This window comes from Salinicoccus halodurans (assembly GCF_900114445.1).
Classification (GTDB): Bacteria; Bacillota; Bacilli; order Staphylococcales; family Salinicoccaceae; genus Salinicoccus; species Salinicoccus halodurans.
This window is the reverse complement of the sequence record NZ_FOTB01000002.1, coordinates 379,436-394,761: the sequence shown is the minus strand read 5'-3', so window position 1 is coordinate 394,761 and position 15,326 is coordinate 379,436. Positions and strand designations below refer to the sequence as shown.

At 46.5% G+C, this 15,326-nt stretch carries 16 protein-coding genes; 4 read left to right on the top strand and 12 right to left on the bottom strand.

Annotated elements, in window-relative coordinates; all coding sequences use genetic code 11:
* Nucleotides 1-10: 10 nt before the first annotated feature.
* From BM271_RS06205 to BM271_RS06170, 8 genes are all read right to left on the bottom strand, one after another.
* Complete coding sequence (locus BM271_RS06205; protein WP_082103695.1) at nucleotides 11-1,171, bottom strand: aminotransferase class I/II-fold pyridoxal phosphate-dependent enzyme; 1,161 nt, start codon at nucleotides 1,169-1,171, stop codon at nucleotides 11-13.
* 32 nt (nucleotides 1,172-1,203) lie between these two features.
* On the bottom strand, nucleotides 1,204-1,731 hold the full coding sequence (locus BM271_RS06200) for a chromate transporter (RefSeq protein WP_046791006.1): 528 nt from the start codon (nucleotides 1,729-1,731) through the stop codon (nucleotides 1,204-1,206).
* On the bottom strand, nucleotides 1,728-2,264 hold the full coding sequence (locus tag BM271_RS06195) for a chromate transporter (protein WP_046791007.1): 537 nt from the start codon (nucleotides 2,262-2,264) through the stop codon (nucleotides 1,728-1,730). The genes BM271_RS06200 and BM271_RS06195 overlap by 4 nt, the downstream gene beginning before the upstream one ends.
* A 10-nt stretch (nucleotides 2,265-2,274) precedes the next feature.
* Nucleotides 2,275-3,864, bottom strand: coding sequence for a gamma-glutamyltransferase family protein (locus BM271_RS06190; RefSeq protein ID WP_046791573.1), 1,590 nt, complete (start codon nucleotides 3,862-3,864; stop codon nucleotides 2,275-2,277).
* A gap of 82 nt (nucleotides 3,865-3,946) precedes the next feature.
* On the bottom strand, nucleotides 3,947-4,978 hold the full coding sequence (locus tag BM271_RS06185) for an SEC-C metal-binding domain-containing protein (RefSeq protein WP_046791008.1): 1,032 nt from the start codon (nucleotides 4,976-4,978) through the stop codon (nucleotides 3,947-3,949).
* Nucleotides 4,979-5,048: 70 nt separating this feature from the next.
* Nucleotides 5,049-5,972 (bottom strand): AEC family transporter, encoded by a 924-nt coding sequence (locus BM271_RS06180; RefSeq protein ID WP_046791009.1) that lies wholly within the window; start codon nucleotides 5,970-5,972, stop codon nucleotides 5,049-5,051.
* A 12-nt stretch (nucleotides 5,973-5,984) separates the two neighbouring features.
* On the bottom strand, nucleotides 5,985-6,272 hold the full coding sequence (locus BM271_RS06175; protein ID WP_046791010.1) for an AzlD domain-containing protein: 288 nt from the start codon (nucleotides 6,270-6,272) through the stop codon (nucleotides 5,985-5,987).
* Complete coding sequence (locus tag BM271_RS06170) at nucleotides 6,269-6,940, bottom strand: AzlC family ABC transporter permease (RefSeq protein WP_159430859.1); 672 nt, start codon at nucleotides 6,938-6,940, stop codon at nucleotides 6,269-6,271. The genes BM271_RS06175 and BM271_RS06170 overlap by 4 nt, the downstream gene beginning before the upstream one ends.
* A gap of 126 nt (nucleotides 6,941-7,066) precedes the next feature.
* On the opposite strand from BM271_RS06170, the gene BM271_RS06165 reads away from it, so the two are divergent.
* Nucleotides 7,067-7,906 carry a Cof-type HAD-IIB family hydrolase gene (locus BM271_RS06165; RefSeq protein WP_046791012.1) on the top strand — a complete coding sequence of 280 codons (840 nt, stop codon included), beginning with the start codon at nucleotides 7,067-7,069 and terminating at the stop codon, nucleotides 7,904-7,906.
* Here the strand turns inward: BM271_RS06165 and BM271_RS06160 are convergent.
* On the bottom strand, nucleotides 7,901-8,524 hold the full coding sequence (locus BM271_RS06160; RefSeq protein ID WP_046791013.1) for an alpha/beta hydrolase: 624 nt from the start codon (nucleotides 8,522-8,524) through the stop codon (nucleotides 7,901-7,903). The genes BM271_RS06165 and BM271_RS06160 overlap by 6 nt on opposite strands.
* Nucleotides 8,525-8,603: 79 nt before the next feature.
* On the opposite strand from BM271_RS06160, the gene BM271_RS06155 reads away from it, so the two are divergent.
* Nucleotides 8,604-9,530 (top strand): VOC family protein, encoded by a 927-nt coding sequence (locus tag BM271_RS06155; RefSeq protein ID WP_046791014.1) that lies wholly within the window; start codon nucleotides 8,604-8,606, stop codon nucleotides 9,528-9,530.
* A gap of 33 nt (nucleotides 9,531-9,563) precedes the next feature.
* On the opposite strand, the gene BM271_RS06150 is transcribed toward BM271_RS06155, so the two are convergent.
* Nucleotides 9,564-10,331 (bottom strand): MurR/RpiR family transcriptional regulator, encoded by a 768-nt coding sequence (locus BM271_RS06150; protein WP_046791015.1) that lies wholly within the window; start codon nucleotides 10,329-10,331, stop codon nucleotides 9,564-9,566.
* A 152-nt stretch (nucleotides 10,332-10,483) separates the two neighbouring features.
* Between BM271_RS06150 and BM271_RS06145 the strand changes: the two genes are divergently transcribed.
* Together BM271_RS06145 and BM271_RS06140 are read left to right on the top strand one after the other, a co-directional pair.
* A complete protein-coding gene (locus BM271_RS06145) occupies nucleotides 10,484-12,061 on the top strand; it encodes an alpha-glucoside-specific PTS transporter subunit IIBC (RefSeq protein ID WP_046791016.1) in 1,578 nt (525 codons plus the stop codon).
* 24 nt (nucleotides 12,062-12,085) lie between these two features.
* Nucleotides 12,086-13,411 (top strand): 6-phospho-alpha-glucosidase, encoded by a 1,326-nt coding sequence (locus BM271_RS06140; protein WP_046791017.1) that lies wholly within the window; start codon nucleotides 12,086-12,088, stop codon nucleotides 13,409-13,411.
* A gap of 224 nt (nucleotides 13,412-13,635) precedes the next feature.
* Here the strand turns inward: BM271_RS06140 and BM271_RS06135 are convergent, their stop codons facing one another.
* Together BM271_RS06135 and BM271_RS06130 are read right to left on the bottom strand one after the other, a co-directional pair.
* Nucleotides 13,636-14,235, bottom strand: a complete 600-nt coding sequence (locus BM271_RS06135) for a response regulator (RefSeq protein WP_046791018.1) — start codon at nucleotides 14,233-14,235, stop codon at nucleotides 13,636-13,638.
* Complete coding sequence (locus BM271_RS06130; protein WP_046791019.1) at nucleotides 14,235-15,275, bottom strand: sensor histidine kinase; 1,041 nt, start codon at nucleotides 15,273-15,275, stop codon at nucleotides 14,235-14,237. Before BM271_RS06130 ends, BM271_RS06135 begins: the two co-directional genes overlap by 1 nt.
* Between the last annotated feature and the right edge of the window lie 51 nt (nucleotides 15,276-15,326).

Sequence of the window (15,326 nt, the reverse complement as noted above, 5' to 3'; positions counted from 1 at the left end):
GGCCCCTGTTTTAATCTTCTTTTTTCCCGCGCAAAAATCCTTCCAGCCGGTCTGCCGCCTCTTCAAGGTTTTTCATGCCTGTTGCAAATGAAATCCTGATATGACCTTCCCCATACTTTGAGAATGCAGAACCAGGCACGACTGCGACATGGGCTTTCTCCAGCAGTTCAACCGCGAAATCGAATGAGCTTTCATTATATTCTTTTATGGATGGGAATATATAAAACGCTCCCCTTGGCAGTACAACATCCAGTCCCATATCCATAAGCCGCTTATAAATATAGTTCCTTCTTTCTATATACGCCGCATTCATTTCCACGGGTGCATCAGCAGCACCGGTCAATGCCTCAAGTGCTGCAATCTGACTCGGCATGCTTGCACACAAAGTATTGTACAGATGGACAAGTGTCAGTTTCTCAATCATTTCGTCACTCCCCAGGAGCCATCCGATACGCCATCCCGTCATCGCATGGGATTTGCTGAGCCCGTTGACGGCGAGTAGTTTACCCTTGATTTCAGGATAAGTTGTAAATGAGTGATGCGTCCCGTCCAAAGTATTTTCCGAGTACATTTCATCAACAATGACAAAAATATCGTGCCTGTCAAACAGTTTCACAAGGGACTCTATGGTTTCTTTCGGATAAATTGCCCCTGTGGGGTTATTCGGGTAATTGAGAAGCACTGCTTTTGTCCTGTCCGTTATTGCCGCTTCAATCTTTTCGGCAACAGGAACAAAATCTGTATCCGTCGTATCAACCAGTACCGTTTTTGCACCCAGCATGGTTACTATAGGTTCATAACCTGTATAGATCGGGGCAGGCATGATCACTTCATCCCCGGGATTGATAATTGTACGGAAAATCGTATCCAGTGCCTCGCTCCCGCCATTTGTAACAATGACCTCATCATCGGGATTATAATCTGCACTATATTTCTTCCTGTAGAACTCTGTAATCGCCGTCCTCAGTTCAAGCGTTCCCCGGTTATGGGAATATTTCATAGGCTGATCTTCTACAGCCTTCATGACTCGGTTCCTTATAGATCCAGGTGTCGGAAAATCCGGCTGGCCCAGTGTCAGATCAATACTGCCCGGCATCTGGGCCACTCTGTTCGCCATCTGCCTGGTTCCCGGTACACCTACGTTTTTCAATAATCTGTTCAACTCCGGCACATTCATTCTCCTTTATCAGTAATTCTATGCATTCATAACAGGATTGCCCCGTACACCAGTCCGAAAATGATCACCAGTGCAGGATGTATTTTAAATTTCTTCAGCATTATAAAGCTCGCAGTCATCAGAATAACTGTGTGTACAGCGCCTGATTCCACATAGGCACTTCCGAAAAAATCAAACGCAATCACGCCGAGCAGAATCGCAATCACCGGTCTGATCAGTGTCGTGAGCGTTTCAAATTTCTTCGTCCCTTTCATTTTGTACAGCACACCCGCCAGAAAAACCATCAGCATCAGTGAAGGAAGCACGGTTGCGGCAACTGCAGTCACCGCTCCAAACACACCGCCGACTTCAAAACCGATGAATCCCGCCATCTTGGTGGCAATCGGACCCGGCAGGGCATTGCCAAGCGCAAGGACTTCTGCGAATTCCTGTGAACTCATCCATCCATAATTCTGCACCACTTCCTGCTCGACCAGAGGAATGGATGAAGGTCCACCCCCGTATCCCAATACGCCGGGAATGAAGAATGCGATGAATATCTTCAGATAAATCATATTCTCCCTTCCTTTCTGAACAGGCTGAAAGCAACAATCAATAAAATGACAATTGCCGGGTGGATGTCAAGCACTGCGAGCAGCAGGAATGAAACAAGTGTAAACAGGGTGATGAATTTCCAGGTCGTCTTCGCTTTCGCCTTTTCCAGAAACTCATACGTCAATATGATCAGCATGACGCCGACAACCGGTATGACGCCGTGGCTCATCCCCTGCACCCAGGGAAGGTCCTTGAATTCCGTAAACAGTTTGAGCAGGACAATCATCAGGATGATCGTAGGCAGAATGGCAGCAAATACTGCATTCACCATGCCCACCCATCCTTTTTTCATAAAACCGATATAGCCCGCCAGTTTTGTAATGATCGGACCGGGAAGCACATTCGCGATTGCCAGGGAATCCTGGAATTCCTCATCCGTCATCCATTCATATGTATCCACCACTTCTTTATGGACCAGTGGTATGGAAGCCGGCCCTCCGCCATACCCCAGCATGCCCACTTTGAAAAAAGCCCAAAATATCTTCATCTGCATAATTTTTCACCTAATATATAGAAATTGAACCATCAGTCCGTGATTCACTGCCCCCTATGAGAACACCGTCTTTGCCGCGTATGATGATCTGTCCCCTGCCAAAGCTATTCGGTTCCAGATTCACGCTGATCCTGTGACCCCGCCGTGCGAGACTCCGTGCAATATCATGATCGAAGCGGTCTTCCACTTCGACTTCCATACCTGATTTGAACTGCCACCTTGGCGCATCCAGTGCACTTTGCGGATTCATTCCGTAATCGATCAGATTCATCGCCACCTGCAGATGACCCTGCGGCTGCATGAATCCGCCCATGACACCAAACGGTCCTACAGGTTTCCCGCCTTTGGTAATAAAGCCCGGTATGATCGTATGAAAGGATCTCTTTCCGCCGCCAACATAATTTGGATTGTTTTCATCCATTGAGAAACTATGGCCCCGGTTATGTAAAGCCAGACCCGTCTCCGGGATGACGACCCCTGAGCCGAAGCCCATGTAGTTGCTTTGGATATAAGAGACCATATTGCCCTCCCCGTCAGCCGTCGCCAGGTATACTGTGCCGCCGCGGGGGAGGTCACCGTGTTCCCTTAAGGCTGCGCTTCCGCCGATTTCTGTCCGTCGCCGTTCCAAATATCCAGGTTCCAGCAGATCTTTACCCGACACCGTCATATGATCCCTATCCGCCACAAATGTGGTCGTATCAGCAAATGCCTGCTTGATTGCTTCGATCTGATAATGATACGCTTCCTCGTCCAGATGTCTGAACTCATCATCCTTCAGCATTCCAAGCGCCATCAGAGCAGTGATGCCCTGGCCGTTTGGCGGGATTTCATGGATATCATACCCTTTGTAATCCACACTGACCGGGTCCACATAATCGATTTCAAAATTTTTCAGATCCTCATGCGTAATCAACCCGCCGGTCCTTTTACTGTATTCCACTATTCTATCAGCAAGTGCACCTTCGTATACACTTTTCGCTTCTGTCTCCGCAATCTCCACAAGCGTATCCGCATGATAAGGCAGAGTTCTGATTTCGCCCGCCTCCACATTGCCGAAAATCTCAAGCCACGGGCGGATCTCTTCGAAGTTTTCCACTTCTCTGCTGAAATTTTTATACGCCGTCCGCCAATATCGGGCGACCGTAGGAGTGATGGCGAATCCATCTTTTGCTGCACGTATTGCCGGTGTGAGCACTTCTTTCAGCGTCAGCTTCCCAAACTTGCCTATCAGGCTTGCCCATGCCGCGGGCACGCCGGGAACATTGACAGGCAGCCAGCCGTACTTGGGCATTTCGCTGTATCCCCTTGACCTGATTTCTTCCATAGACAGCGTCCGGGGTGAACGGCCGCTTGCATTCATGCCATGGAGACTGCCGTCCATCCAGGCGATCATGAAGGCATCCCCTCCGATTCCATTGCTGGTCGGCTCCACTACAGTCAGTGCAGCTGCGGTGGCAATCGCGGCATCCATGGCATTCCCTCCACGTTTCAGCATTTCTATCCCTGCTTCTGTGGCCACCGGATGGGTGGTCGCCACCATTCCATTTTTTGCATACACACTGAACCGTCTGTTCAAATACGGATATTTATAATGGTCCATCTGCCAACATCCCCTTTCTGAAAATTCAATCATGAAATGATATAAATAAAGCCCTGCAACACTCAACAGGGCTTTATAAATTCTATGCTCCGCAGCATTTTTTGTATTTTTTCCCGCTGCCGCATGGACAGGGATCATTTCTGCCTACTTTGATCTCCTTGACGACAGTCTTGGTTTTAAGCTCTGTTTCCTTATGGCCACGATATTTGAAATGTCTCGTATTAGTCACAATACCTGCAATATTCCCGAAGAATTCACGCTGTTCTTCCGCATCTTCGAATTCCACACCGAGAGATATCAGGTACTGTACCACCTCATCCTGTTTCGCGCCTTTCATGATCAGCCGGAGCAGGGAAATATATGCATCATGCAACTGCGTTTTTGATACATCCACTTTTTTTGAGATCCATTTCTTCAATTCAGTATGGTACTCGGATTCATCAATGAAATTCGGATCGCTGAACTTGATGAATTTAGCAAACTCAGGCTCATAGTAAGGACGGTCCCCCTGCAGTTTACGCACCATATTATACTGGGCATCGTTCATGTCGTCTATGATTATCTCCTCGTTTTCCTGATCGATTGTGATGTCATACGGAGACGCTTCAAGGAAGTCTGTGATTTCTTCGGTTGTAATATCCATGCCGTAGTATTTTTTGAAGAGGTGGATCAGCTGTTTGAAACTCACTATGCCATACAGGTGGAGAGAGGCCCGGATCAGATTCAGTTTCCTCTGGACTGCAATGCGCTTTTCTCTGTTCTCGCCGGTATCGACTTCGCTGAAAAGACGTTGCACCGTTTCTGTAATGAAGTACCGGTCCTCCTGTTCCATCTCTTCAAATGCATAACCCATGATGTAGAGACCGAAGATCTCTTCGAGTCTGTAGTAGTTTTCTTTTTTATCCCCTGCTGCCGCTTCCCAGTTTTTAAAAGATGCTTCATCGATGTAGCAAAAAGCATAAGCTGCCGTTTCCGGCTGCTCCTGCTTTTTCGCAATTGCGTCGATCAGTTCATCTTTTTTCAGTTTGGAAAATTGCTTCACCGACAGCGTCCGCGCCATCTGCTTCAGATCACTCACATTGTACACATTCAAATATTCATTAATATTTGCCATAGTGGAAATCTCCTTCGTTCCGTTTATCTTCCATCCATTTTACCATAACAGAGGTGGTTTTGATAAATCATCAGAACATGTGCAGTGCCACATAGATGACAAGGGACACCGTGACTGTACTTAAAAGTGTACTCATCATGACAATCTCCGCGGCATACTCCGGATCATCGCTGTATTGCTGGGCAATGATCGAACTGTTGACAGCTGCCGGCATGGCAGACGTGATCAGTATGGCCTGGGCGGTGATTCCTTCGACGCCGAATAATAAAAGCATCATGAATGCCACAGCCGGACCAATCACGAGCCGCGTCAGACTTGCTGTAAATGCACTGAACCTGAGCCGCCTGAACTTTATGCCCGCAATCTGGGCTCCAAGTATGAAAAGGACCAGCCCGATCATTGCGTTACGCATGTAATCCAGTGCGGAACCGACGGGTGCCGGTACGCCGATTTCAAAGTAATTGAAGATCAGCCCGAGCGCAAGACCATAGAAGATCGGCATTCTGAAGTATCCCAGCATGGCCCTCGCCCTCCCTGAATTTTCCGCACTCAGGGAGAATATGCCGTATGAGTAGGCAAGCATGTTCTGGAACACAACCATGATGACCTGCACACTCATCGCGTACGGATCGCTCCTGAAGACCAGATCATTGACCGGGACACCGTAGTTCCCGGCATTATAAAACAAGTTTGAGTTTGTAAAAAGGATGCTCTGTCCCTTGTCCAATCCGATGAACTTCGCAATGAAGCGGGTGATCACAAATGTTACGAATGCATAGAGTCCCAGGAAAAGTATGATTTTGAAAAGCAGTGAAAAATCGATGTCTGATTCATACAGGCTCATGAATATGAAGGCCGGCATCACATAATGTATCGCAAGTTTTGCCAGCGTCCCCCGGTCCAGCCTGTATTTGAGCTGGACGACATAGCCGACGGATACTATGATGCCGATCGGCAGTATGACATTCATGAATATGAAGATGAAGCCGCTCATAACATTTTCCTCCTACAGCATGATCAGATATACAAATACAATGGAGCCCAGGACGATAAAGAACAGCGGGATTTTCAAAAATGACAGTACCGCGGCAAATATTGCGCCGAGGATTCCGTATACAGGACGCTCCACTGCCGTCAGAATCCCCGGAAAAATCAGGACCCCGAGTGCGGCATAAGGTATATAGTTTAAATATGTAACAAGCCATTCCGGTAAAGACAGTCTGGTGACGAAAAATGCAGGAAGGATACGGGTGACGATTGTCGCCAAAAATAAAAAGATGATCAGAAACGTCATTCGGATGCCCCCATTCTGTCGATTAAAACACCCATGAGAGCCGCAAGCAGCATCGCGATGATGATGGCGAAACCCGACGGCACCATCGGAATGACACTCAGTATTCCATGAAAGAGCATCCCGGAGACTGCAACAAGCCCGTATTTATAATGTACACGCACCGCCGGAATCAGAAGTGCGATAAACAGTGCATAAAGAGCGATGCCGCTCGCAATCGTCCATGAATCACTCATCCAGTCACCCGCCACGTATCCGACTGCCGAGAAGATCACCCAGAAAAGGTATGCGATGATGAAAGTGACAAAGTATTTCGGAAAAGCTCTTCCCGGCGGGTCTGTGTTTGCAGTGACTGCGAACGATTCATCAGTGACGTATGAGGATAAAATCAGCCGTTTTATAAAAGATTCGTGCCTTAAATCATAATTCACTTTAAAAGCCATGACAAAATGTCTAGAATTAAGTATGAATACTGCCATAACAATCGCTGCAGCTCCGCTCGTGTTCAGCATCTGCAGTACGAGAAACTGGCTGGCTCCCCCGTAGACCATGATGCTCATCAGAGTGGTGTCAAAAAGGGAAATGAGCGGTTTTGCAGTGATTCCGAAAGCGACAGCCACCGGCAAATAGCCCATACCAATAGTCAGGCCGTCCATTATCGGCTTTTTCAAGCCCCATTGTGTCATAATATCACCCATTTATAATAATAAATAATATTGAATATTTTAACACATTAATTCGGTTTACGGCATTTATTATTACGCAATCACTTATATTTTAATGAGGAGACTGGAAACATGAAAGCACTTGCCCTGGATATGGACGGTACAATACTCGACCATAGAGCAGAATTCCCGCTTACTTTATCCGATACGCTCGCAGAACTGAAGGAGAAGGGAATGTATATATTTTTCGCAACAGGAAGAACAAGCCACGAAATACAGAGCATAACACCCGATCACTGCCCGCTCGACGGATATGTCGCTGCAAGCGGCATGGGTGTATATGCCGGGGGTTTCCAGATTGAATCCACTTCATTCAGTCCGGATACAGTTGAGAGAATGATTGAAGAAGCCAGAAAACGTGAAATCTATTATGAAGTGCATACACTGGAGAACTCTTCCCGTACACATCTCCAGGATAAGGAATACACAATCAGGGATTTTAAATTGAAGAGACCGGCGTCACTGAAGGCATTTGAAATCGACTTTACCGAAAACAGCCTGGAAAATGAGGCACAATGGGTCGACGCCCTCCCCTATGAGGATGTTGTCAAAATCTTCTTTTTCAGCATTGATGAAGAAAAGATACGGGCCTGGTACGATTTCCTGCAGAAAAATCAGGAGACGGCTGATTATGCACTTTATACGACAAGCGTCCATAACGCCGAAGTGATGAAGAAAGGGAAGGATAAGGCCACGGGCATCAAGGCTCTGTTGGAACATTACCATATCGATTTTGAGGATGTCCATGCAGTCGGTGACTCCATGAATGATCTGCCTTTGTTTGAAAAGGCCGGGAAAGCTACTGCTATGAAAAACGCGGATGAGGCCATCAAGTCGGCCGCCTTTGATGTCACCGATCATACATGTGATGAAGACGGCCTCGAAAAGTACTTAAGGGCCGAATACTTATAGATCATCCATCATATTTTCCACTTTCAAATACCAAACGTGACCTTCCATGAGCTCTTCAGAGACAATCTCATGGCCTCCGTCCGTCAGCTTGACTTCCACTGATGCACCTTTTAACTCGAGGTGCTTTTTTAATTCATACGCCTCGCCCGCAGTTGCCATCATATCTCTTGCCCCTGCGGTAATCAGCACGCTGTTTTCAAGAAGTATATCTTTTCTGATCAGTTCGCTCCTGTATGCCGGATGCAGGAACAATCCACCGGCGACAGGAATTTCATGGTTAAGCATGAGATATGCTGCCATATTCGCTCCATTGGAATACCCGATGTAGACAGCTTTACTCAGATCCAGGCCATAAACGGATGCGAGCTCCTCTATCTTGGAGGCGGTTCTGCGCCCCTCCTCTTTCAGGCTCTCCTGATCATATTCATGGAAAGAGATCCTCTTGAAATATCTCGTCTGCCCATTTTCGTCCACTGCGCCGCGCAGGGCAAGTACATTTGCGGAACCATTCACCATCGTCGCCACTTCAAGCAGGTCCGTTTCCCTCCCGCCTGTGCCGTGGAACAGTATCAAAGTGCGATCACTGCCATTCTTGCCTTTTATAAACAGATGTTCCATGTAAGATCGTCCTCCTTTATTAGAGTTTAACCCATCTCTATTATATACTGATAGTAATTGATATTAAGGAGCGATAACCATGACAGTAAAAGGCATCCACCATGTATCGTCCATCACGAAGGAAATATTGGATAATCACGATTTCTATACAAATATATTGGGGCTGAGACTCGTCAAGAAGACAGTCAATCAGGATGATACCGGCATGTATCACCTATTCTATGCAGATTATAAAGGTACTCCGGGCACGGATATCACTTTTTTTGAAATCTTCAATGCCCCGAAATTCCAGCCGGGCACCAACAGCATCTCAAGAACCATATTCAGAGTCCCTTCAATGGAAGCACTGGAATTCTTCAGAAAACGCTTCGATGAAAAAGGCGTGTATCATGAAGGTTTCGTAGAGCGCTACGGCCATACTTCCATGATTTTTGAGGACCATGAAAAACAGCGGCTCGGCCTCATGGTAGATCCGGAATACAGCGGCTCCGAACCCAATTCAACGGCTGAAATCCCAAAAAAATTTGCCATCACTTCAATCGGTGCCGTGGAAATCACTGTACAATATCTGAAGGCCGCACTGCAGCTCCTCGAACTGCTCGGCGGAAAAGCCCGGGGTGATATTACCGGCGAAAGTACAGAAGCTGAAGTCAGAGTCGGCGGAGATTCCGTCTATATAGTGGAACAAAGAGACAGCCGGATCGAAAAAGAAGGATACGGCAGCGTCCACCACTTCTCCCTGAGGGTCGAGGATGAGGAACATCTGCAAAAAATGCTTGAGAAGCTGAATGCGGAAAAGTGGCCGAATTCAGGAATCGTCGACCGCTATTATTTCAAAGCTGTCTATATACAGAGCGCTGGCGGCATAACAATCGAACTCTCAACAGACGGCCCCGGATTCGATACGGACGAATCTCTGCAGACACTCGGAGAAAACCTTTCACTCCCGCCAAGACTCGAGGAGCAGCGGGACTTCATAGAGACTTATCTCACACCACTGAGCTGAATGATTCCGGACGGAAAACACCCTGAGATTGACTCATGAATCAGTCTCAGGGGTGTTTTCCTTCTTCCAGTTGCTGAACTTCCTTAAGATCACATCGAAGACGATATGATAAGGCAGGAAACTGGAATTATTTATACCGTTGAAAAGATGAAACGGTGTACTGTTTACGTATATGTTGAACATCGCATTTTGCGCAAGAAGATTATCCTTCAATGTCGTCACACTGATGTACTGTATATTTCTCGCTTTGATCAGATGGATTATCTCCCCGAAGTTTTTCGTCTCACCGGATAAGGATATGATCAACAAAAGCTCCCCTTCTGTTAACTGTTCAATCCCATTCATCAGTTCCCGTTCATTTTTCAATACCATCGACCGCTTGTAAAGAGATAAGAGCTGACGCTGCACATCGTTTGCAACTTCCAGCTGCGCTGTCCCTGTGCCATAAATATAAATAAAGGGTGCCTCGTCTATCATTCGGTTGAGTTTTTCAAAGTTCAGCTGATCCAGGTGCTTCAATGTCTGTTGTATGTCGTGATCAAGCAGCTCCATCAAATCCTGCGCCTCTTCTCCCTGCGCATCATTCAATTTGATATATGATTTCAAGTCACTGTAGCCGTCGAATCCAAGTTTCTTCGCCAGCCGGTGTATCGATGAGATGGATGTGTGGGATAACTCTGCCAGTTCCTGTATTTTCATCACTCTCATTTTATCTATGTTGTCGTGGATGACTTTGATCATATACAGATCATTATCACTCAATATCCCGTAATATTGATTTACAAGCTTGTCCAAAACCATTTTCCGCATCCCCTGTCCTTTGTGAAAATATTTCCGTCAAATGTAAATATAATCATATCGTACTATTCTATTTCTAAATAAGTCAAACGTATTGGAAAATGAAATCGCTTCCTTTAGAGTGTTCAATAAGATGAATAAAAGGAGTTTTGCCCATGAATGCTGTTAAACGATTTGGAAGCGCCATGATTGTTCCTGTTCTGCTTTTTGCCTTCTTCGGGATTGTCGTAGGTCTTGCGACTTTATTTAAAAATCCGAATATCATGGGAGACATCGCTGCAGAAGGCACGATGTGGCACAACATCTGGTCGATCATCGAAAGCGGCGGCTGGACGATATTCGATCATATGGAGCTTGCATTTGTCATCGGACTGCCGATTTCACTTGCGAAAAAAGCCCAGGCAAGAGCAACATTGGCTGCATTGATGATCTATCTGGTATTCAACAACTATATCAATACGATACTTACACTATGGCCGGAAACTTTCGGCGTCGATCTGTCACAGGGCGTGGAGAATCTGACGGGTGTCAAAGAGATTGCCGGCATCGCCACTCTGGATACGAACATCATCGGAGCGATTTTGATATCCGCCATCGTCATCTGGATCCACAACAATTTCTACGATACCAAACTGCCTGAAGTGCTTGGGATTTTCCAGGGTCTGTCGTTCGTTGTGGTCATCGGGTTCTTCCTGATGATTCCGCTGGCATTCCTGGTGGCGTTCATATGGCCCTATGTGCAGACCGGCATCGCTTCCCTGCAGGACATCATGCTGCAGTCCGGATATATAGGCGTGTGGATATTCCATTTTCTTGAGAGGATATTGATTCCGACAGGGCTGCATCACTTCATATATACACCATTCGAGTTTGGACCTGCTGCAGTTAATGAAGGACTGAAACCGCATTGGATTGCCAACTTAGCCGAGTACAGCAGTTCTGATGCACCGCTCAAAGAGCTGTATCCCTATGGATTCCTGCTCCAGGGTAATATTAAAATATTCAGTTGTCTGGGAATCGGTCTTGCCATGTATTTCTCCACACCTAAAGAGAATAGAAAAAAGATGCTGGCACTTGTACTGCCCGCAACAGCAACGGCTGTATTTGCCGGCATTACAGAGCCTTTGGAATTTACATTCCTGTTCATAGCACCCTTCCTGTTTTTGATTCATGCCCTTCTTGGTGCAACAATGATAGTAATCATGAACATGTTCGGTGTCGTCGGCCTCATGGGCGGCGGTCTGATAGATATTGCAGCAATCAACTGGATTCCGCTTGCTGCGAGTCATGGCAATACCTACATCGTCCAGGTTGTCATCGGACTGATCTTTACGGCGATCTATTTCTTCACATTTAAAATACTGATTGAAAAATTCGATATCCCGCTCCCGGGGCGAAAATCTGGTGAAGATACGAAATTGTACACCAAAAAAGATTATCAGGATATGAAAAAAGGCGAGCCTCTTGTTGCCGCGGAAAGTTCCGGCAATGAATATGAAGATAAAGCCCTCTACTATTTGGATGGATTGGGTGGTAAAGAAAATATCAAAGATGTGACCAATTGTGCAACACGGCTGCGGGTGACGGTCAACGATCCCGGCCAGGTAAAAGGCAACGACTACTTTACGAGTGGACAGATGGCACATGGAATCGCAATAAGCGGCACGAGCGTGCAGGTGATCGTGGGGCTCAGCGTCCCGCAGGTCAGAGAGTATTTTGAAGGACTGGTCTAATAAAATTTACAGGAGGAATTTACAATGAAAAAATTCAACATTACAATCGCAGGCGGCGGCAGCACTTTTACACCTGGTATCATTTTGATGCTGCTTGACTATCTTGATGAATTTCCGATTGATACGATCAAACTTTATGACAACGATGAGGATAGACAGAAGACAATTGCGGATGCATGCCGCATCTTATTGGAAGAACGTGCCCCTGGCGTGACTTTGACTGCCGGCACTGATCCTGAAGAAGCTTTCACTGATGTTGATTTCGTCATGGCCCATATAAGAGTCGGCAAGTATGCGATGCGGGAACAGGATGAAAAAATACCATTGAAACATGGTGTGCTCGGTCAGGAAACATGCGGTCCGGGAGGCATCGCCTACGGCATGCGCTCCATCCCGGCTGTACTCGAACTTGTTGATTATATGGAAAAGTATTCGCCCGATGCCTGGATGCTCAACTACTCCAATCCCGCTGCGATAGTTGCTGAAGCTACACGCAGACTCCGACCGGATTCCAAAATTCTGAACATCTGTGACATGCCGATCGGGATTGAAGAGCTGATTGCCAAAAATCTGGGCCTCTCTTCACGCAAAGAATTTGAAGTCGACTATTATGGTCTGAACCATTTCGGATGGTGGACTGATATCCGCGATAAAGAGGGGAATACTCTCATGCCGCAGGTCATCCAGCATGTAAGTGAAAATGGATATGCGACCGATGGCAGTTCAGAACTTGAACAGCAGGCAAGCTGGAACAGTACACTGAAGAAAGCGAAAGATATCCAGGCCCTTGACCCTTCAACGATACCGAACACTTATTTGAAATACTACTTCTTCCCTGACTACGAAGTGTCAAATGCAGATCCGGAACACACACGTGCCAACGAAGTGATGGAAGGCAGAGAGAAATTCATCTTCAGTGAGTGTCAGGCAATCATCGATAAAGGCACGGCGGCAGATACAGCCCTGACGATTGATGAGCATGCATCCTACATCGTAGACCTTGCCAAAGCAATTGCATTCAATACGAAAGAAAGGATGCTCATGATTGTTGAAAATAACGGTGCCATCTTGAATTTCGATCCGGCAGCAATGGTTGAAATCCCATGTATCGTCGGCAGCAAAGGACCTGAAAAACTGGTTGTCGGTGAAATTCCGCAGTTCCAGAAATCATTGATGGAACAGCAGGCAGGTGTAGAAAAACTGGTAGTGGGGGCTTTCGAAGAAAAATCGTACCACAAACTTTGGCAGGCTTTGATACTGTCCAGGACGGTACCAAGTGCATCCGTGGCAAAAGACATACTTGATGATCTTATAGAAGCAAACCGGGGGTATTGGCCGGAACTGACGTAACGGCATCAACGGTTTCACTGGATTCAGAGAACGATGCAGGCGCGTAACAGAAAGTTTTCATTAAAAGCGACGAAAAAGGACGGAAAGCTCCTGTATAATTGGAGTGTCCGTCCTTTTCTGTGTTGGCAGGGCGTAGAATTGCGGCCGTGTATCCGAAAAGGCGAAATCACGCCTACGAATAAAAAACCGCATACCAAAAAATACCCGCCCGCGGCATCCTGTTTCTAATTTTTATAATAGTACACGGCAAGCTGTGTCCGGTCCCTCAGATCAAGCTTGGTCAGCATCTGCGAGATATAATTCCGCACCGTCCCCTCGCTCAGGTACAGTTTCTCCGCTATTTCCCTGTTGCTCATACCTTCAGCAACCTGTGCCAGTATTTCCTGCTCTCTCGGTGAGAGTTCCGCCAGTGCTTTGAAATGGGATCTGGTGGACATGCTTTTTACGATATCACTGTCAAAAACCATATTTCCGGACCCGACTGCCTGGATTGCAGGCAGTATCCCTTTGAAATTGTCTTTGAGCAGATATCCTCTGCAGCCGATTTTGAGCGCTTCATGTATGTACTCATCATCTTTGAATGTGGTAATCAGCAGTATGTTCGCTTTTTCGTCTTCCGCAAGGATTTTCCTGCTCGCCTCAAGTCCGGTCATCCCTGTCATTCTTATATCCGTCATAAGAAGGTCCGGTTTGTGCCTGTGATACAGATCGATTGCTTCTTCCCCGCTGTCCCCCGTCGCCAGAACAGTGTGTCCGGAACCCTCCAATATCGTCTGCAGTGCACTCACAACCAATGCATCATCATCGACAATGACTATATCCATCACCTGATTCCCTCCTTGTATAATGTAATATGGACGGTAAATCCTTCATCATAGAACGTATTGAAGATGCCGCTGTATTTCGCCACGGTTTCCTGCATAGACAAAAGCCCCATACCTTTCGTTTTCCGTGGTTCCATTGTTCCGTCATCCTTGATTGATATTGTCAGGAAGTCATTCTTTTCCTTTATAAAGATACCCACACCGGAAGCGTCCGAGTGTTTCTTGATATTTGTGAGAGATTCTTTGACTATGGACAGGATATCTATCCTCACTTCATGACCGATGTCCATATCAACGTCATAATAAAAATTCACATCAAACCCGTCCATCTCGTTTGTATAGTCTTCAATTCTCGTTTCTAGATCGATTGAGGTTTCATACAGATGATGGATGCTCATCCTGATATCATCCATCCCCGACTTCAGCCTGCGTTGTAATAAACTCAATGATTCTTTTATTTTCTCCTCGTCCCTGACATACTGCAGCGACTCGATCAGAAGTATGCTGCTGCTCAATGAATGGCCAAGTGCATCATGCATGTCACGGGCAATTCTGTTCCTTTCATTCAGTCCCGCCATATGAATATCCTTCTCGTGGTTCTTCAGCAGCTCATTATGCTGCTTTCTGAGCAGCAGGTTATCGTTCGTCAGCTGGTCCCGGATCTTTTTATTCTCCTGTTTGAAACCTGCCATCATATCCCTCAGATAAACCATGTAGATGACGATGGCCGACAGCACGATCAATGAAATCTTCGGAGCCGCCAGATAAAATATGAATGTCACCAAAGACCATCCCCTGTAACGGCCGGCGACTGAAAAACTGAGCAGCGGCACATAATAGCTCCAGCCGGGATGAAGAATGATGTTCACAACAAATATTCCGCTGATGACGAGGATGGTGAACCGGCGGCTGAACAAATCCACAGAGAAGAATAATATGAAGGAAAGCAGTGCAACAATCAGACTTGCCTGGCCCGTGTCCACAAAGTAGAAAGCCGTCAGTATGAAGTACAGAATCAGCTTTTCTATGATTATCCTCATGCCCTCACCCCGATTTCATGACATCTGTCACCCTTTATCATTATTTTATAC